Below are 17,491 nucleotides of genomic sequence, written 5' to 3' on the forward strand. Positions count from 1 at the left end.
TCGGGTTTCTTATTGGGAGCCGTGCCCCGGCAGCATGCGCACAAACGTGTTGTCGTGGATGACGTAGTGGTGCAGCAGCGCCGCCGCCGCATGCAATCCAATCAACGCATAGCCCGCCGTGGCCAGTGTTTCGTGCAGATCCTTCAAGGGATGCGCAAGCGCTTCGTTCGTGCCCGTCAGCAGGGGCAGCGCAAAGCCGAACAGGTTGACCGGCTTGCCTGCCGTGCTCAATGCCAGCCAACCCAGCAGCGGCGCGGCAATCATCAGTGCATACAGCGCGACGTGCATGAGCCGCGCCAGCAAGGCCGGCCACCGGGGCATGGGCGGCTCGATGGGCGGCGCGGCGCCTGCCACCCAGCGCACGCACAGCCTCACCACCACCAACGCCAGGACGGACAGGCCCAGCACGAAATGGAGGGATTTCATATTCGCGCGCAATTCGCTGCCCTTGGGCGCGAAGCCGCGCAGTTCCATGCAGGCATAAACCGCAGCGAGAAGCACCAGCATCAGCCAGTGCAAGGCTATGACAGAAGTGCCATAGCGGTTTCTAGAGTTCTTGAGTATCAATTCACTTTCTCCGACACATTGATTCGATCGACACACGCGAAGCAATGCTGAGGACGCCGCACCTTGTGTGCGTATTGCACGTGTTCTCGCGTCACTCTGGCAGCTCAAGCTTTGGGCAAGCTTTGAGCGAATAAATAAATTTCAATCAAAGCTTGCCCAAAGCTTGGGCTGCAAGCATGTGGCGGTTTATCACCGCAGCAGATCGAACCGCATGCTTGGTATGTCCCCCAATACAGCGCCGCCCGAAGGCGCGCCGCAGAAAAAACATCAGCGCTTCGCCATCCCTGGTGTTGCCGCCGCCATGGTCTTGGCAGTTGCTGCGGGTGCGGGCTGGTGGATGCTTTCACGCCCCGCAAAGGAGTCAGCGGCGGAAACGCCCGCCACGGCCCCCGCCGCTGACGGACACATCACATTGGGCGTGGCGCAACAGCGCGCGCTCGGGGTGGCAACGGCGGCGGCGGACACCGCCACGCAATTGCCGGTGCCTGGCCTGCCCGCGCAAGCCGCAGCGCCGCTGGCCGCCAGCGCGCAGGTCAGCGCGCCCTACGCGGGCGTGGTCACGCGCATCCTGGTCGATGAAGGGGCTCTTGTCCGGCAAGGCCAGCCCCTGGCGCGCATCCAGAGCCGTGACGTGCTGGCCGCGCAGGGCGAACTGGCCCGCGCGCGCAGCGAGGCCACGGCGGCGGCGCTGCAAGCCAAGCGCGATGCGGCCTTGCTGACCGAGGGCATCATCCCCGCCGCTCGCAACGAGCAGTCGCAGGCGCGCGCGCAGGCCACGCAAAGCACGCTGCACCAGGCCACGGGCGCGCTGGCGCAATTGCGTCCTGTGACGGGCGGGCAGGCGGGCGAATACGAGCTGCTGGCGCCGATGGCGGGCCAGGTCGTGCGGCGGCACCTGATGCCGGGGCAGTCGGTGGCTGCGCTTGAAGCCGCCTTCGTGGTGGCCGAGGCGGGCCGCATGGACGTGAACTTCACCGCGCCGCTGCGCCTGCGCAGCGACATCAAGCCCGGCCTGCCCGTGGGCCTGCCCGATGGCAAGGTGGCCAAGGTGGTGGCGGTGGGCGCGGATGCCGACCCCGCCAGCCAGAGCCTGCGCGTGCGCGCCGGCATCGAAGGGCAGACGGCGCTCGCTGTGGGTCAGCAATTCAGCGTGAGCCTGCTGCTGCCCGCGCCTGCGGGCGCATTGGCCGTGCCGCCGTCGGCCTTGCTGCCCGCCGGGCAGAGGCATGTTCTGTATGTGGCGAGCTATGCGGCGGGCGGAGAGAAGGGGGCGATCCGCGTCCGCGCCGTAGCCGTGCAGTTGCTGGGCGGGGACGAAGCCGTCAGCGTAGTGGTGCCCGATTCCAAGGGCGGCCCTGCCTTGCTGATGAGCGGTGAGCAGGTCGTCACGCACGGCACGGCGCTGCTCAAGTCCATGCTGCCGCTGCAGTGAGGGGGCCGGGCATGCTCTCTCGTCTCATCGAGTTTTCCTTGCGCCAGCGGCTGCTGGTGCTGCTGGCCGTGCTTGCCCTCGCGGGCGCGGGCGTGGCCTCGTTCCTGCAACTGCCGATCGACGCCTACCCGGACATCTCGCCCACGCAGGTCAAGCTGATCCTGAAAGTGCCGGGCATGACGCCCGAAGAGGTCGAATCGCGTGTCATCGCACCGCTGGAGATGGAGCTGCTGGGCGTGCCGCGCGGCGTGATGCTGCGCTCCACGGCCAAGTACGCCATCGCCGACATCACGCTGGACTTTGCCGAGGGCAGCGACATCTACTGGGCGCGCCAGCAGGTGGCCGAGCGCTACGCTGCCGTCGCGGGCAGCCTGCCCGAGGGCGTGAGTGGCGGGCTGGCGCCGATCTCCACGCCGCTGTCGGACGTGTTCATGTTCACCATCGAGGGCGGCCCGCTGTCCTTGAGCGAGCGGCGCACCCTGTTGGACTGGACGCTGCGCCCCGCCTTGCGCACGCTGCCCGGCGTGGCCGACATCAACGTGCTGGGCGGCCAGGCCGCCAGCTTTGCTGTGGTGCCAGACCGCGCACGCCTGTCCGCCGCCGGGATGAGCTTCGCCGACGTGGTGACGGCCGTCAGCCGCAACAACCGCAACGACGGCGCAGGCCGCCTGGACGCGGGAGAGAACGCGCTGATCGTGCGCTCGGAAGGCGCGATCCGCAGCGCGGAGGATCTGTCGCGCGTCGTGCTGCGCGCCGCCACGGCCAGCGCGCCTGCCGTGCGCGTGGGCGATGTGGCCGCCGTGCGCATGGAGGGGCTGACCCGCTACGGCGCCGTCAGCCGTGACGGCCAGGGCGAGGCGGTAGAGGGCATCGTCGTGGCGCTGCGCGGCGCTGATGCCTCGACGCTGGTGAAGGCAATCCGCGCGCGCCTGGATGAACTCGCGCCCAGCCTGCCGCCGGGCGTGAAGGTGGTGCCCTTCTACGACCGCAGCACGCTCATCCAGCGCGCGGTGGGCACGGTGGAAAGCGCGCTGATCGAAGCGACGGTGCTGGTCGTCGTGCTGCTGCTGCTTTTCCTGGGCGAGATGCGCGCGGCGCTGGTGGTCGCGCTGATGGTGCCGCTGGCCGCACTGGGCACCTTCCTGCTGATGCGCATCGCGGGCATGAGCGCCAACCTGATGAGCCTGGGCGGGCTGGCCATCGCCATCGGCATGCTGGTCGATGCCGCCGTGGTGGTGGTGGAAAACGCCGTCAGCCGCCTCGATCCGCACGCTCATGGGGAAGGCGGCGCGCAACTGCCGCGCCTGCACCGCGTGTTCGCCGCCGCGCGCGAGGTGGCCCTGCCCGTGGCCTCGGGCATCCTCATCATCTGCCTGACCTTCGTGCCGCTGCTGACCTTGCAGGGGCTGGAAGGCAAGCTGTTCGCGCCCGTGGCGCTGACCATCGTGTTCGCGCTGGGCGTCTCACTGCTGCTGTCGCTCACGCTGGTGCCGGTGCTGTCGTCGCTACTGCTCAAGGCGCATGCGCACCGCGAGCCCTGGGTGATGCGCGGCGCGCTGCGCCTGTACCGCCCGGTGCTGGATGCCGCGCTGGCCCACCCGCTGCGGGCCACAGCCGTGGCGCTGGCGGCCCTGGTGCTGGGCGTGGTGGCCTACCTGGGCACCGGCAAGGCCTTCATGCCGACGATGGACGAGGGCGACATCCTGCTGCAGTTGCAGAAGCCGCCCTCCATCGGGCTGAACCGCTCGCGCGACATCGACCTGGCCGTGCAGAAAGCCATCCTGGCCAAAGTGCCCGAAGTGCAGCACAGCATCGCCCGCGTCGGCTCGGACGAACTGGGGCTTGATCCCATGGGCCTGAACGAAACCGATATGTTCATGCAACTCGGCGACCGCAAGACATGGCGCATGGACAAGGAAGCGCTGGGCGAAGAAATCCGCAAGGTGATGGCGGCCTTCCCCGGCCTGGACTTCGGCTTCACCCAGCCCATCGAGATGCGCGTCTCCGAAATGCTCACCGGCAGCCGTGGCGACGTGGCCATCAAGCTCTTCGGCCCCGACCTGAACACCCTGGGCGAACTGGCCGTGCGCGTTGCGGCCAGCGTCGAGAAAGTGCCCGGCGCGCGCGACGTGCTGACGCAGGCCAGCGACCACGTCGAGTACCTGCAGGTGAAGGTGGATGCACAAGCTGCGGGCCGTGCAGGCCTGGCGGTAACGGCCGTGCAGGACGAGTTGCGCGCGCAGCTCGAAGGCGTGCCAGCGGGCATGGTCATCGAAGCCAACCGGCGCACGCCCATCGTCGTGCGCGGCGATGCGCAACTGCGCGGCTCGGCCGAGCGCTTCAAGGACTTGCGGCTGGCCCGCAGCGGCTCAGCCGGCTCCGGCGACGCTGGCGACATTCCCCTTACATCACTGGCCGCCATCACCACCACCCAAGGCCCGGTGCTGGTGCGGCGCGAGAGCGGCTCGCGCTTCGCGTTGATCCAGTCCATGGTGAGCGGGCGCGATCTGGTGGGCTTTGTGGAGGAAGCCCGCGCCGCCGTGGCGCGCGACGTCCCCCTGCCCGCAGGCTACCGGCTGGAATGGGGCGGCCAGTTCGAGAACCAGCAGCGCGCGGCTGCCCGCCTGGGGCTGGTGGTGCCGGTGTCGCTGGCGATGATCTTCTTCGTGTTGTTCATGACCTTCGGCTCCGTGCGTCAGGCGGTGCTGATCCTGGGCAACGTGCCCTTCGCCCTGGTCGGCGGCATGGCCGCGCTGTGGGTGTCGGGGCAGTACCTGTCGGTGCCCGCATCGGTGGGCTTCATCGCCCTGCTGGGCATCGCCGTGCTCAACGGGCTGGTGCTGGTCACGCACTTCAACCATCTGCACGCGCTGGGCCTGCCCATGGAGCAGGTGGTGCGAGAAGGCTCGCTGCGCCGCCTGCGCCCGGTGCTGATGACCGCTTCCATCACCGCCTTCGGCCTGGTGCCCCTGTTGCTGTCCACCGGGCCGGGCTCGGAGATCCAGCGCCCGCTGGCCATCGTGGTGATCGGCGGGCTGGTCAGCTCCACCGCGCTCACGTTGGTGCTGCTGCCGGTGCTGTACCGGCGCTTTGGGCAATTGACAACAAAAGGAGCCGCCGCATGAGTGCGCCGCACAGCACCGAATGGGTGCGCCTGAACCTGGTGTTCCCCCCTGCGCTGGAAGACGCCGTGACGGACGCCCTGATGGCTGATCCGACGCTGCCCGGCTTCACGCTGCTGCACGCCGAGGGGCACAGCAGCGACTTCGCACACGCCTCCATCCGCGAGCAGGTGCGTGGCCGCGTTGACCGGCGCGTGCTGTGGGTCGTGATCGAGCGCGAGCGCGTGGATGGCCTGCTGGCCGCGCTGCGCCAGCGGATTGCATCCAGCGACGTGCGCTGGTGGATGGAGCCTGTCATGGCAATGGGGCGGCTGGTATGAAGTTTCTCTCCCCTTGCGCGGCAGCGGTGCTGGCCTGCATCCCCTGGTGGGCGCTGGCGCAGGAACCAGCGCCCCAATGGCTCCCCCCGCCCGATCAAGTTCACGCCACCCTGCAGGCGCAACCCACCGTGCGCGCGGCGGCCGAGCGCTTGCAGGCCGCAGCGGCTACCCAGCGCGCCCTGGAGGTGGGCAGCCACGAATTCCAGGCCAATTCGGGTCTCCAGCGCCGCAACGTGACCACCGAGCAGCGCCGCTACAACGAATGGGAATTGGGCATCAGCCGCACGATCCGCCTACCGGGAAAGGCCCGGCTGGATCGAGAAATCGGCAGCAGCACCCGCAGCGTGGCTGAGCTGCGCCTGGAAGATGCCGAACACCAAGTCGCCCGCCGCCTGCTCGATGCCTGGATGGGCTGGTTGCGCAGCAGCGCCGTGGCCGAAGAGACGGCGGCGCAGGATCAACTGCTTTCCCGCGAACGCGACGCCCTGGCCCGCCGCGTGACCCTCGGTGATGCGGCACGGCGCGAGATGGACGTGCTGGACGCCGAGCGCGCCACCCAGGCCGCGCAGGCCCTGATGGCGCGCGACGCCGCACTGGCGGCGCGACAAACCCTGGCCCTGGGGTTCCCCGAGATCACCGTGCCCCCCGCCTTGCCAGCGCTGCCCGAGCCGCAGGAGCTGCCTGACGGCCCGCAGGCCTGGCAGGCGCGCATCGTCCGGGAAAGCGCCGAGATCGCGATTGCCAACGGCGAAACCACGCGCCTGTTCAAGGTGGCCGAACGCACGCGCGCCGAGCGCACGCCCGACCCGACCGTGGGCGTGCGCGTCCTGTCTGATCGCGGCGGCACCGAGCGCGTCGTGGGCGTGGTGCTCTCCATTCCCTTCGGCACGGACTACCGCAGCGCCCGAGCCGCCACGGAGAGCGCCAACGCCGCAGCCGCCGAAGCCGAGGCAGCCGATGTGCGGCGCGCCATCGAGCAAGGCGCGTGGCTGGCCGTCCAAGCCGCGCAAAGCAAGCGCGCGCAATGGCAATCGCACCAGCAGGCGCTGGCTGCACAGGTCGCCGCCAACACCCGCACGCGCCGGGCCTGGGAACTGGGCGAGGCCCCGCTCGGCGAATACCTGCTGTCCCTGCGCAGCCTACGGCAGGCCCGCCTGGCGGAAACACAGGCGCGGGTGGATGCGCTGCAAGCGGCGATGCTGGTGCGCATCGATGCGCATGCGATGTGGCACTCGGAGGGTGAAGGCCATGGTGAAAACAGTGCTCACGCGGTTTCGCCATGACGGAGGGCGCGTCGGCTCAATCACCGAAAGTCGCATCCCGAAATTCCGGGGCCAGCAGAGATCATTCAGGTGAGATGAGAGCACCGTCTGCAGCACACATCATGCTTAAACCACATTGATGGTGAGCCAAGGAGGAAGGAATGGAGCTAAGACTGCGCAGCTTTCTTGCCGTGGCCGAAGAGCTTCATTTCGCGCGTGCAGCCGAGAGACTTCATGTGGAGCAACCTGCGTGTTGCGAGCGAAGACCGCTATATCGGTCGAGTCGGCGGGAGGTGCCATCGCCCAAGGAGATAGCTGATGGAGCTTCGTCATTTACGCTGTTTTCAGGCCGTGGCCGAAGAACTCCACTTCGCCCGTGCTGCCGAGCGGTTGCATATCGACCAGTCGCCGCTGTCCCGCACCATCAAGGAACTGGAGGAGGAACTCGGCGCGCGTCTGTTCGTTCGCACCACGCGCAGCACGCAACTGACCCGCGCGGGACGACTGTTCCTGGAGCACGTCTCGCGTGTCTTCGCAACGCTGGATCAAGCCCGCGATAGCGTCAAGGCCGCAGCCAACGGGTTTCATGGTCAATTGCGCATTGCCTTGTCAGATGGCATCACGCCGTCGCGCTTGCCAGCGCTGTTGGCGCGCAGTCGTGAGGAGAATCCAGAGGTGGAAATCCGGCTGTTCGAGGTGTCGCTGGATCAACAAATTAAGGGACTTCATAGCGACCTGTATGACGCTGGCTTCTCGATGGCTGAAGATGCAGGCGATGGCATCGTGGTCAGTCCCGCGTGGGATGACGAGTTGATGGTGGCGGTGCCGGCCCGCCATCCCGTGCTCGCCTTCAAACAAGTTCCGTTGAAAGAAGTGTTGCGCTACCCGCTGGCGTTGGGCGATCCGGCAGTCTGCGAAGGCCACGCGCGGCAGGTCGATCGTTTCCTGCGCAAGCTCGATCAGGAGCCGCTGATCGCGCAGCGCGTGGCAACCTTCGACGTGATGATGACTTTGGTTTCTGCTGGCTTGGCCTTGGGTCTGGCGGGCGAGGCGCATATCGCTTCCAGTCGCGAGCCAGGTGTCGTGGCCCGCCGCCTGGCTGGCAAGCCCCCCATGCTCACGACCTATCTGCTACGCCGCGATGCAGAGCCATCCGAGATGTTGGCTCGGTTCATCGAACGTGTGGCCTTCATTGATTCGGCAGACGGCATCGACACTGCCGACGACGCCTAAGCCATCCGATGAAAGGACTGGAATCATGAACAGAATGATGCTGCTGATACTCGCCGCCGCACTGACCGCATGTGGCCCGTCTCAACCTTCGGAAACCGTGGATTTCCTCGTGGCTCATCCCGAGCGCATCAAGGAGATTCAACGGCAATGCAAGGAAGATCGCACAAAGGTTGGCGATGAACTTTGCCGCCGTGCCGCCGAAGCCGCCAATCGGCGTTTCTTCGGTGATCGACCTGAACAGAAGTCCAAATAACTTCATCGCAGTCGTCTCGCTGCGACGAAATTCGCACTGTTACCCCATCACGCCGCAACGCGCTCGCGTCTGCGGCGTTTTTATTGTCTTCGCTCCTGCAAGAAATCAGGCTTTTTCGGCCTAAATCACCGCCATAACGGCCTTTGACCGGCCTGTACGCACGCCTTGATCCTCAGTGCTGCGGCACCTCCGTGTGCCGTGATTGGAGGCGAGGTTATGCAAGGGACGAACGTGCTGTTCGGTCAGATTGCCGTCGTATTCGGCATCGTGATCGCCGGCGTGTGGACAGCCACACAATGGACAGCCGCCGCCCTGGGCTACCAGCTACGCCTTGGCTCGCCCTGGTTCGACTTCTTCGGCACGCCGGTCTATCACCCCTGGCGGCTGTTCGAGTGGTGGTTCTTCTTCGACGCCTACGCGCCGCGCGTCTTTGACATCGGCGGCGCCATCGCGGGCGGTAGCGGCCTGGTGGCCGTGCTGGTGGCCATCGGCATGTCGATCTGGCGCTCGCGGCAATCGCGCCTGGTCACGACCTACGGCTCGGCGCGCTGGGCGAACGCGGACGACATTCGCAAGGCAGGGCTCACGCAACCTGCCGGTGTGTTCCTCGGCCAACACGAACGCCAGTACCTTCGGCATGAAGGCCCGGAACACGTCCTGACCTTCGCGCCCACCCGCTCGGGCAAAGGTGTCGGTCTGGTGGTGCCGACCTTGTTGAGCTGGCCTGCGTCAGCCGTCATCCACGACATCAAGGGCGAGAACTGGAGCATCACCGCGGGCTGGCGATCGCGCTTCTCGCATTGCCTGCTGTTCAACCCCACCGATGCGAAGTCGGCGGCCTACAACCCGCTGCTGGAGGTGCGGCGCGGCGCGCATGAAGTACGCGACGTGCAGAACATCGCGGACATCCTGGTCGATCCCGAGGGTGCGCTGGAGCGCCGCAATCACTGGGAGAAGACTTCGCACGCGCTGCTGGTCGGCGCCATCTTGCATGTGCTTTATGCCGGCGAGGACAAGACGCTACGCGGCGTCGCTAACTTCCTTTCCGATCCGGCTTGCCCATTCGAGCTGACGCTGCACCGGATGATGACCACGCCGCATCTCGGCGATGGCCCGCATCCCGTGGTGGCATCCGCCGCTCGCGAAGTCCTCAACAAGAGCGACAACGAGCGGTCGGGCGTGCTGTCCACCGCCATGTCGTTCCTGGGCCTCTACCGCGACCCTACGGTGGCCGAAGTCACGTCGCGTTGCGACTGGCGCATTGCCGACTTGATCGCGGCCGAGCATCCGGTGTCGCTGTACCTCGTGGTACCGCCTTCAGATATTTCGCGGACGAAGCCGCTCATTCGCCTGATCCTCAACCAGATCGGCCGGCGACTCACCGAATCGCTCGACGGCTCTGACGGCATCGCACGCCGCCACAAGCTGCTGCTGATGCTCGACGAGTTCCCGGCGCTCGGGCGGCTCGACTTCTTCGAGACGGCACTGGCCTTCATGGCGGGCTATGGCATTCGCAGCTTTCTCATCGCGCAGTCGCTCAATCAGATCGACAAGGCGTATGGGCAGAACCATTCGATTCTGGACAACTGCCATGTCCGCGTGACGTTCGCCACCAACGACGAACGCACGGCCAAGCGGATCTCCGAAACGCTGGGCACCGCAACCGAACTGCGCGCCCAGCGCAACTACGCGGGCCACCGGCTCGCGCCGTGGCTGGGGCATCTGATGGTGTCGCGCCAGGAAACCGCGCGCCCGCTGCTGACGCCGGGCGAAGTGATGCAGCTTCCGCCTGACGAAGCCGTGGTGATGGTGTCCAGCGTGGCGCCGATCAAGGCCAAAAAGCTGCGCTACTACGCGGACAGCAATTTCAAGCGGCGTGTGCTGCCGCCGCCCGTGCTTGCGGCCGAGCGCTATGCCGACGTGCCGCCATCGCGGGCCGACGACTGGAGCGGGCTGGCGATTCCCGCCGTGCCCGCCGCACCGGCCACTGCACCGGCTGATGGCCTGGAGCACTTGAGTTCGGCCGACGACGGCGGCGGCCCGCGCCGTCAGCCCGAACTCTCCGAAACCGTCGCCTACGACCCCGAACTGGCCGCGTCCGCAGCCGACCTCGGGTTGCTCGATGACGACGACGACCTGCCGCTTCCCCTTCCTCGCCAGCTTGATCCGGCCATGCAGCGCATGGCCCGGCTGGCTTCCCTCGACCCCAACGACGGAATCGAGTTATGAGCCACTACCGCCTCAACCTGTTCATCCAGCCGGAGCACGCCAAGCGTCTGGACGAGCTGGCCGCCAAGAAAGGCGTATCGAAATCCAGCATCGTCGCAGCGGCGCTCGCATCGTGGCTGTCGCCCGATGCTGCCGACCAGCGCGAGGCAGCGATTGCCAAGCGGCTTGATCGCCTGTCGCGCCATGCTGAGCGGCTGGAGCGCGACCAGAACATCCAGATCGAAACGCTGGCGCTGTTCATCCGCTACTTCCTCACGGTCAGCACTCCAGTTCCCGAGGCGCACCAAGACGCGGCGCGTGCCCAGGGCAAGGCGCGCTTCGAGCAGTTCGTGGAGCAGTTGGGCCGCCACCTGCTGCGCGGGCGCAGCCTGGTGCGTGACGTGGTGGAGGAACTGCACCCCGACCCGATGCGGATGGATGACGCGGCGGCAGTTGCCGAAGCGCAGGAGCGTGCCTCATGAGCGCCGTTCCCTCGTCCTTCGCCACCTCGCTCGACCGCCGCATCCAGATGCTCCGCACGGCGATGGGGCCGCTGATCGCCGCCGCGCTCGAAGACCCGGACGTGGTGGAAGTCATGCTCAATCCTGATCGCACCCTTTGGGTGGATCGGCTTTCATCGGGCCGCGCGCCGATGGGCGTTGAACTGTCCGAAGCGGACGGCGAACGGATCATTCGCCTTGTCGCCGCCCACGTTGGCGCAGAAGTCCATCGCGGCCAGCCGTTGCTGTCCGCCGAGCTGCCCGAAACCGGCGAGCGCTTCGAGGGCATCTTGCCGCCGGCAGCGCCGGGGCCGGCCTTCGCGCTGCGCAAGCGCGCCATCGGAGTGATCCCGCTGGAGCGGTACGTCATCGACGGGATGATGACCAGCGCGCAGGCGGGCTTTCTCGTTCGCGCCGTGCGCGAGCGGCAGAACGTGTTGATCGCCGGGGCTACCAGCAGCGGCAAGACCACGCTCGCCAATGCGCTGCTGGCCGAAATCGCCGCGACGGGCGACCGCGTGCTGGTGCTCGAAGACACGGTGGAGCTGCAATGCGCGGCCCGCGACCACGTTCCGCTGCGCACGCGGGCGGGCGTGGTGTCGATGACCGAGCTGGTGCGCTCGTCCATGCGCCTGCGCCCGGATCGCGTCGTCGTTGGCGAAGTGCGCGGCGCCGAGGCGCTGGATCTCATCAAGGTGTGGGGCACCGGCCATCCGGGCGGCATCGCCACGATCCACGCCGGCTCCGCGCTGGGCGCGCTGCTGCGCCTTGAGCAACTGATTCTCGAAGTGGCGGTGAACCCGCCCCGTGCGCTGATCGCGGAAGCGGTCAACGTGGTCATCCACATCGCCGGGCGCGGACGCAAGCGCCGCATCGAGAGCATCGCCCGCGTCGTCGGTTTCGACGGCGTGGGTTACCGACTGGCGGATGCGATGGAAACACCGTTTCCCGAGCTGCCGCCACTTCCCGATGCCGCACCCGCTGCGGCGACTTCCCCATCCCTCGACCTTTCTGGAGAACTGCCATGACGCACGTTGATGCTTTCCGTATTTCTGTAAATCCGCTTTCCCGCCGCTCCAGTCCCGCGCGGCTGGATGGCCTGGCTCGCCCGGCCATGCAGGGCTTGATGCTCGCGGCGCTGATGCTGCTGCTTGCGGGCACGGCCCAGGCCGCCGGTTCTTCGATGCCCTGGGAAGGCCCGCTGCAATCCATCCTCGAATCCATCCAGGGGCCAGTGGCGCGCATCGTCGCGGTCATCATCATCATCGCCACGGGCCTGGCGCTGGCCTTCGGCGATACGTCTGGCGGATTCCGCAAGCTGATCCAGATCGTGTTTGGCCTGTCCATCGCGTTCGCGGCTTCGAGCTTCTTCCTGTCGTTCTTCAGCTTCTCGGGCGGGGCCGTCGTATGAGTGCCCCGGACACCTGCGCGGCCGGGTTCGAGGTGCCGCTGCATCGCTCGCTCACCGAGCCGATCCTGCTGGGCGGCGCACCGCGCACCGTGGCGATCGCCAACGGTACGTTGGCCGCCGCTGTCGGGCTGGGCCTGCAACTGTGGATTCCCGGTGTCGTGCTCTGGATCGTCGGCCATTCGCTGGCGATGTGGGGCGCGCGCGTCGATCCGCAGTTCATGGCCGTGTTCGCGCGGCACATCAAACACCGCCCGCTGCTGGACGTGTAGAGGAGGACGCCGCGATGCTGAACCTCGCCGAATACCGCCAGCGCCCGGCCTTGCTTGCCGACTGGCTGCCCTGGGCCGGACTGGCGGCGCCGGGTGTCGTCTTGAACAAGGACGGCAGCTTCCAGCGCACGGCGCGCTTTCGTGGCCCCGACCTCGATAGCGCGACGCAGGGCGAGCTGATCGCCACATCGGCGCGCTTGAACAACGCGCTGCGCCGCCTGGGTTCGGGCTGGGCGCTGTTCATCGAAGCCGAGCGCCGGTCTGCCGCCGACTACCCGCACTCCGATTTCCCCGAACCGCTGTCCTGGCTGGTCGATGAAGAACGCCGCGCCGCTTTCGAGGATTCGGGCAACCACTTCGAGAGCGGCTATCACCTGACGCTGGCCTACCTGCCGTCCGAGGAATCCCGTGCCCGCGCCGCGGGCCTGCTGTATGAAAACCGTCCGACCGAAGGCGTGGATTGGCGCGAACGGCTGCACGCCTTCGTCGCTGAAACGGATCGCATCTTCGATCTGCTCGATGGCGTGATGCCGGAAATCGCATGGCTTGATGACAGCCAGACGTTGACCTACCTGCATTCGACCGTCTCGACGCGCCGCTACCGCGTCGGCGTTCCCGAAGTGCCGTTCCACATCGACGCGCTGCTGACCGATTCCGCATTGGTCGGCGGCCTGGCGCCCATGCTGGGCGACCAGCACCTGCGCGTGGTGTCGGTACGGGGCTTCCCGACCTCGACCTGGCCGGGGATTCTGGACGACCTCAACCGCCTGGGATTTGCGTATCGCTGGTCAACCCGATTCTTGTGCCTCGACAAATCCGAGGCGGAACGGGAGTTGGGGCGCCTGCGCCGCCAATGGTTCGCCAAGCGCAAGAACGTCATCGCGCTGTTGCGCGAAACGATCTTCCAGCAGGAAAGCCCGCTGGTCGATACGGACGCCAACAACAAGGCCGCCGACGCCGATGCTGCCTTGCAGGAGCTGGGCAGCGATCAAGTCGCCTTCGGCTACCTGACGGCGACCGTCACCGTCATGGACGCGGACGCCGCCGTGGCCGACGAGAAGCTGCGCATGGTGGAGCGCGTCATCCAGGGCCGGGGCTTCGTCACCATCCCCGAAGCGCTCAACGCCGTGGATGCGTGGCTTTCGTCCATTCCGGGCAACGCATACGCCAATGTCCGCCAGCCCATCGTCTCGACGCTGAACCTGGCGCACATGATGCCGGTGTCGGCGGTATGGGCCGGCCAGGAGCGCAATGCGCATCTCGATGGGCCGCCGCTGATCGTCACGCGCACAGACGGCGCCACGCCGTTCCGGCTGGTGACGCACATCGGCGACGTGGGCAACACGCTGGTGGTTGGCCCCATCGGCATGGGCAAGTCGGTGCTGCTGGCGACGATGGCGATGCAGTTCCGCCGCTATCGCGGCTCGCGCATCTTCGCCTTCGATATGGGGCGCTCGATCCGTGCGGCCATCCTGGGCATGGGCGGCGAGCACTACGACCTGGGCGCGGATGACGAGATCGCCTTCCAGCCGCTGGCCCGCATCGACCGCGAGGGCTACCGCACCTGGGCCAGCGAATGGGTCGAAGGCCGCCTACTGCACGAAGGCGCGGCCGTCGGCCCGGACGAGAAGGCGGCCATCTGGTCTGCGCTGGGGAGCCTGGCCAGCGCGCCGGTGGAGCAGCGCACGCTCACGGGCCTGACGGCCTTGCTGCAATCGAACACCTTGCGCCAGGCACTCGCGCCCTATGTCCTGGGCGGTGCGCACGGCAGGCTGCTGGATGCCGACCACGACCGCCTCGGCACGGCCGACGTGCAGGCGTTCGAGATGGAGGAGCTGATGCACAGCAAGGCCGCTGTGCTCGCGGTGCTGCGCTATCTGTTCGCGCGCTTCGAGGAGCGGTTGGATGGTGCGCCCACGCTGCTGATCCTCGATGAAGCGTGGTTGTTCCTCGATGACCCGGTGTTTGCGGCGCGCATCCGCCAGTGGCTCAAGACGCTGCGCAAGAAGAACGTCAGCGTCATCTTCGCCACGCAGTCGCTCGCGGACGTGAAGGACTCGGCCATCGCTCCGGCCATCATCGAAAGCTGCGCGAGTCGGATTTTCTTGCCGAACCCACAAGCGACCGAACCGCAGATTCGCACGATCTACGAGGGCTTCGGCCTCAACAGCCGACAGATCGAGATCGTCGCCACCGCGCAACCCAAGCGCGACTACTACTACCAATCCCGCCTCGGCAACCGCGTGTTCGACCTCGACCTGGGGCCGACGACGCTGGCCTTCGCGGGCGCTTCCACGCCGCAAGACCAGCGCGACATAGACCGCGTGCTGCTGGACGCCGGCGTGCCCGGCTTCGCGGGCGCTTGGCTGCGCCATCGCGGCCTCGATTGGGCGGCTGACCTGCTGCCCTCGTTCCCCGGCCTCGCGCCGGGTTCCCTCCGTACCGCTGACCACCCCCAGGAGAACCAACCATGAAATTGCATACCCCCAAGCTCGCCGCGTTGACCGCCGCCTGCGTGCTCGCCTTCGGCATCGCACAGCCTGCGCACGCGCTGTTCGGCGTCGGCGACATCGTGCTCGACCCGACCAATCTGGTGCAAAACACGCTCACGGCGGTTCGCACACTGGAGCAGATAAATAACCAGATCCGCCAGCTCCAGAACGAAGCGCAAATGCTCATCAACCAGGCGCGCAATCTGGCCAGCCTGCCGTCCAGCGTGGTCGGCCAGTTGCGCGCGAACCTGGCGACCACCCAGCGACTGATCGCGCAGGCCAAGGGCTTGGCCTACGACGTGACGAGCATCGACCGCGAGTTCGCGCGTCTGTATCCCGAGAAGTACGCCGCCACGGTGAGCGGCAATCAGATGTACCTCGATGCGCAAGAGCGTTGGAAGAACACGCTCAATGGCCTGCAAACCACGATGCAGATGCAGGCCCAGGCGTCGCAGAACCTGAGCGACGACGAAAGCGTGCTGGCCGACCTGGTGGGCAAGAGCCAATCGGCCGAGGGTGCGCTGCAAGCGATGCAGGCCATGAACCAGTTGCTGGCCTTGCAGGCCAAGCAGTCGATCCAGACGCAGCGCCTGCAGATCACGCAAGACCGCGCGGCCTCGCTGGAGCTGGCACGGCAGGCCGCGGCCACGGAACGCGGGCGCGAGGTGACGCGCCGCTTCCTGGGCGAAGGCACGCCGTACACGCCGCAGCCCGTCAATTTCTACAACCGCTGACGGAGGCTGCCATGCAACGCACGCCCGTCGTGTTCGCCTTCGCCGTTCATGCGCTGGTGCTGGCCGGCTGTGACCGGCCGCAGCAGTTGCCGGTGAATGCGCTCGCCGCCGACCCGGCCCGGCTGCACGCGCTGCGCGCGCAGTGCCGCACGGGCGCGCACGACGGCGCGTTTTGCGCGCAGGTGGCTCAAGCCGACCTGCGGCGCTTTCTCTCCGGCCAGGCCGGGCCGGGCGAGTACCAGACGCTCGCCGACCTGCCACCGATTCCGCCCAGCTTCGATGAACCCACCGATGCCGATGCGCCTGGGCAGGAGGACTCGCCATGAACGACGTAACGATCATCGACCGTTTCCTCGACACCTTCTCGCGCTACATCGACTCGGGCTTTGGCCTGTTGCACGGCGAAGTGGCGTTTCTGACCGCCACGCTGATCGTCATCGACATGACGCTCGCCGGGCTGTTCTGGGCGATGGGCCATGCCGCCGGCCAGGGCGAGGACGTGATTGCCAAGCTGATCCGCAAGGTGCTGTACGTCGGCGCCTTCGCCTACATCATCGGCAACTTCAACTGGCTGGCCGGCATCGTGTTCCGCTCATTCGCCGGGCTGGGCCTGACGGCCAGCGGCTCGACGTTGAGCATGGAGAACTTCCTGCAACCGGGCCGGCTGGCGAAAGTCGGCATCGACGCCGGGGCGCCGATCCTGAAACAGATCGGCGACATGGCGGGCTTTCCCGAAGTGTTCGTGAACATCACGCCCATCGTCGTGATGTTCCTCGCGTGGCTGATCGTCCTGCTGTGCTTCTTCGTGCTGGCGATCCAGCTTTTCATCACGCTGATCGAGTTCAAGCTGACCACGCTCGCGGGCTTCGTGCTGGTGCCGTTCGCGCTGTGGAACAAGACGGCGTTCCTCGCCGAGAAGGTACTGGGCAACGTGGTGTCGTCAGGCATCAAGGTGCTGGTGCTCGCGGTCATCGTGGGCATCGGTTCCGGGCTGTTCGCCGAGTTTCAGGTGCAGCCGGCCGAGCCATCCATCGACCACTCCGTGGTCGTGATGCTGGCCTCGCTGACGCTGTTGGCCTTGGGCATCTTCGGGCCGGGCATTGCGACCGGGCTGGTGTCCGGCGGGCCGCAGCTCGGCGCGGGTGCGATGGCCGGTGCCGCGCTGGGCGCGGCCGGTGCTGCTGTTGCCGTGGGCGCTGCGGCCACGGGCGTCGGCGGCGCAGTAGCCGCCGGGGCGCGCATGGCGCCCGCAGCCGCCAAGTTGGCGGGCAGCGGAGCGCGGGCCGCCACCGGAGCCGCCAGCAGCGCCCGGTCAGCGTTTCAGGCGGGTTCTGCATCCGCCGGCGGCGGCCTCAAGGGCGCTGCCGCTGGCGTGGGCAATGTCGCCAAGACCGGCGCGCAGGCAGCCGGGCAGAAGGTGGCCGAGGGCGCACGCTCGATGAAGGAGCGTGTCGCCGCTGCCTTCCGGCCCGACGACGCCGGATCGGCGTCGGGGGCCGGTGCCGCGCAGGCGGCGAACGAGCCGACCCCATCCACTGCGCAACCCGCCTGGGCCAAGCGCCTGCATCGCAGGCAGCAGCTCACCCATGCCGCGACGACCGCCGCCCACACGCTGCGCGGGGGCGACGGCGGCAGCTCCAGCCAGGGGCCAAGCCTTCGTGATTCCGATTCCTGATCCACAAGGAGAA

16 protein-coding genes and 1 pseudogene are annotated in these 17,491 nt (G+C 67.3%); 16 read left to right on the forward strand and 1 reads right to left on the reverse strand.

Features of this window, described 5'->3' with window-relative positions; all coding sequences use genetic code 11:
- Nucleotides 1-9: 9 nt before the first annotated feature.
- Nucleotides 10-567: a cytochrome b gene (locus tag AC1RKI_RS15305; protein ID WP_104656790.1), complete on the reverse strand. Its 558-nt coding sequence runs from the start codon at nt 565-567 to the stop codon at nt 10-12.
- 220 nt (nt 568-787) lie between these two features.
- On the opposite strand from AC1RKI_RS15305, the gene AC1RKI_RS15310 reads away from it, so the two are divergent.
- The 16 genes and pseudogenes from AC1RKI_RS15310 to trbL all read left to right on the forward strand — a co-directional run bounded on the left by AC1RKI_RS15310 (nt 788) and on the right by trbL (nt 17,478).
- Entirely contained in the window at nt 788-1,999 is a 1,212-nt protein-coding gene (locus tag AC1RKI_RS15310; RefSeq protein WP_197622091.1) for an efflux RND transporter periplasmic adaptor subunit, read from the forward strand.
- Nucleotides 2,000-2,010: 11 nt separating this feature from the next.
- Complete coding sequence (locus AC1RKI_RS15315) at nt 2,011-5,124, forward strand: efflux RND transporter permease subunit (protein ID WP_104656788.1); 3,114 nt, start codon at nt 2,011-2,013, stop codon at nt 5,122-5,124.
- On the forward strand, nt 5,121-5,441 hold the full coding sequence (locus tag AC1RKI_RS15320; protein WP_104656787.1) for a DUF3240 family protein: 321 nt from the start codon (nt 5,121-5,123) through the stop codon (nt 5,439-5,441). Before AC1RKI_RS15315 ends, AC1RKI_RS15320 begins: the two co-directional genes overlap by 4 nt.
- Nucleotides 5,438-6,724 (forward strand): TolC family protein, encoded by a 1,287-nt coding sequence (locus tag AC1RKI_RS15325; protein ID WP_104656786.1) that lies wholly within the window; start codon nt 5,438-5,440, stop codon nt 6,722-6,724. Before AC1RKI_RS15320 ends, AC1RKI_RS15325 begins: the two co-directional genes overlap by 4 nt.
- Before the next feature lie 140 nt (nt 6,725-6,864).
- A pseudogene (locus AC1RKI_RS15330) lies at nt 6,865-6,948 on the forward strand (LysR family transcriptional regulator); the annotation flags it as partial.
- A gap of 73 nt (nt 6,949-7,021) precedes the next feature.
- The gene (locus tag AC1RKI_RS15335) at nt 7,022-7,936 is read left to right on the forward strand and encodes a LysR family transcriptional regulator (RefSeq protein WP_104656785.1); all 915 of its coding nucleotides are present in this window, start codon (nt 7,022-7,024) and stop codon (nt 7,934-7,936) included.
- A gap of 25 nt (nt 7,937-7,961) precedes the next feature.
- Complete coding sequence (locus AC1RKI_RS15340; RefSeq protein WP_104656784.1) at nt 7,962-8,189, forward strand: EexN family lipoprotein; 228 nt, start codon at nt 7,962-7,964, stop codon at nt 8,187-8,189.
- Nucleotides 8,190-8,405: 216 nt separating this feature from the next.
- On the forward strand, nt 8,406-10,418 hold the full coding sequence (locus AC1RKI_RS15345) for a conjugal transfer protein TraG (RefSeq protein WP_104656783.1): 2,013 nt from the start codon (nt 8,406-8,408) through the stop codon (nt 10,416-10,418).
- Entirely contained in the window at nt 10,415-10,879 is a 465-nt protein-coding gene (locus tag AC1RKI_RS15350) for a ribbon-helix-helix protein, CopG family (RefSeq protein ID WP_041104112.1), read from the forward strand. The genes AC1RKI_RS15345 and AC1RKI_RS15350 overlap by 4 nt, the downstream gene beginning before the upstream one ends.
- Nucleotides 10,876-11,925: a P-type conjugative transfer ATPase TrbB gene (gene trbB, locus AC1RKI_RS15355; RefSeq protein WP_041104114.1), complete on the forward strand. Its 1,050-nt coding sequence runs from the start codon at nt 10,876-10,878 to the stop codon at nt 11,923-11,925. Before AC1RKI_RS15350 ends, trbB begins: the two co-directional genes overlap by 4 nt.
- Nucleotides 11,922-12,308, forward strand: a complete 387-nt coding sequence (locus AC1RKI_RS15360) for a TrbC/VirB2 family type IV secretion system protein (protein ID WP_041104116.1) — start codon at nt 11,922-11,924, stop codon at nt 12,306-12,308. Before trbB ends, AC1RKI_RS15360 begins: the two co-directional genes overlap by 4 nt.
- Nucleotides 12,305-12,577, forward strand: a complete 273-nt coding sequence (locus AC1RKI_RS15365; protein ID WP_104656782.1) for a VirB3 family type IV secretion system protein — start codon at nt 12,305-12,307, stop codon at nt 12,575-12,577. The genes AC1RKI_RS15360 and AC1RKI_RS15365 overlap by 4 nt, the downstream gene beginning before the upstream one ends.
- Nucleotides 12,578-12,591: 14 nt before the next feature.
- Nucleotides 12,592-15,051 carry a conjugal transfer protein TrbE gene (gene trbE, locus AC1RKI_RS15370; RefSeq protein WP_104656781.1) on the forward strand — a complete coding sequence of 820 codons (2,460 nt, stop codon included), beginning with the start codon at nt 12,592-12,594 and terminating at the stop codon, nt 15,049-15,051.
- Entirely contained in the window at nt 15,048-15,803 is a 756-nt protein-coding gene (trbJ, locus tag AC1RKI_RS15375) for a P-type conjugative transfer protein TrbJ (protein WP_059400476.1), read from the forward strand. The genes trbE and trbJ overlap by 4 nt, the downstream gene beginning before the upstream one ends.
- 11 nt (nt 15,804-15,814) lie before the next feature.
- Complete coding sequence (locus AC1RKI_RS15380; RefSeq protein ID WP_104656780.1) at nt 15,815-16,129, forward strand: hypothetical protein; 315 nt, start codon at nt 15,815-15,817, stop codon at nt 16,127-16,129.
- Nucleotides 16,126-17,478 (forward strand): P-type conjugative transfer protein TrbL, encoded by a 1,353-nt coding sequence (gene trbL, locus AC1RKI_RS15385; RefSeq protein ID WP_104656779.1) that lies wholly within the window; start codon nt 16,126-16,128, stop codon nt 17,476-17,478. Before AC1RKI_RS15380 ends, trbL begins: the two co-directional genes overlap by 4 nt.
- The last annotated feature ends 13 nt before the right edge of the window (nt 17,479-17,491 follow it).

Source organism: Cupriavidus sp. GW822-FHT06G04, assembly GCF_058799075.1.

What these genes read in the sequence shown, in the direction of transcription:
- trbE (WP_104656781.1), top strand. Translation starts at nt 12,592, where the DNA reads ATGCTGAACCTCGCCGAATACCGCCAGCGCCCGGCCTTGCTTGCCGAC.
- trbL (WP_104656779.1), top strand. Translation starts at nt 16,126, where the DNA reads ATGAACGACGTAACGATCATCGACCGTTTCCTCGACACCTTCTCGCGC.
- trbB (WP_041104114.1), top strand. Translation starts at nt 10,876, where the DNA reads ATGAGCGCCGTTCCCTCGTCCTTCGCCACCTCGCTCGACCGCCGCATC.
- trbJ (WP_059400476.1), top strand. Translation starts at nt 15,048, where the DNA reads ATGAAATTGCATACCCCCAAGCTCGCCGCGTTGACCGCCGCCTGCGTG.
- AC1RKI_RS15315 (WP_104656788.1), top strand. Translation starts at nt 2,011, where the DNA reads ATGCTCTCTCGTCTCATCGAGTTTTCCTTGCGCCAGCGGCTGCTGGTG.
- AC1RKI_RS15340 (WP_104656784.1), top strand. Translation starts at nt 7,962, where the DNA reads ATGAACAGAATGATGCTGCTGATACTCGCCGCCGCACTGACCGCATGT.
- AC1RKI_RS15350 (WP_041104112.1), top strand. Translation starts at nt 10,415, where the DNA reads ATGAGCCACTACCGCCTCAACCTGTTCATCCAGCCGGAGCACGCCAAG.
- AC1RKI_RS15335 (WP_104656785.1), top strand. Translation starts at nt 7,022, where the DNA reads ATGGAGCTTCGTCATTTACGCTGTTTTCAGGCCGTGGCCGAAGAACTC.
- AC1RKI_RS15360 (WP_041104116.1), top strand. Translation starts at nt 11,922, where the DNA reads ATGACGCACGTTGATGCTTTCCGTATTTCTGTAAATCCGCTTTCCCGC.
- AC1RKI_RS15310 (WP_197622091.1), top strand. Translation starts at nt 788, where the DNA reads ATGTCCCCCAATACAGCGCCGCCCGAAGGCGCGCCGCAGAAAAAACAT.
- AC1RKI_RS15365 (WP_104656782.1), top strand. Translation starts at nt 12,305, where the DNA reads ATGAGTGCCCCGGACACCTGCGCGGCCGGGTTCGAGGTGCCGCTGCAT.
- AC1RKI_RS15345 (WP_104656783.1), top strand. Translation starts at nt 8,406, where the DNA reads ATGCAAGGGACGAACGTGCTGTTCGGTCAGATTGCCGTCGTATTCGGC.
- AC1RKI_RS15380 (WP_104656780.1), top strand. Translation starts at nt 15,815, where the DNA reads ATGCAACGCACGCCCGTCGTGTTCGCCTTCGCCGTTCATGCGCTGGTG.
- AC1RKI_RS15325 (WP_104656786.1), top strand. Translation starts at nt 5,438, where the DNA reads ATGAAGTTTCTCTCCCCTTGCGCGGCAGCGGTGCTGGCCTGCATCCCC.
- AC1RKI_RS15320 (WP_104656787.1), top strand. Translation starts at nt 5,121, where the DNA reads ATGAGTGCGCCGCACAGCACCGAATGGGTGCGCCTGAACCTGGTGTTC.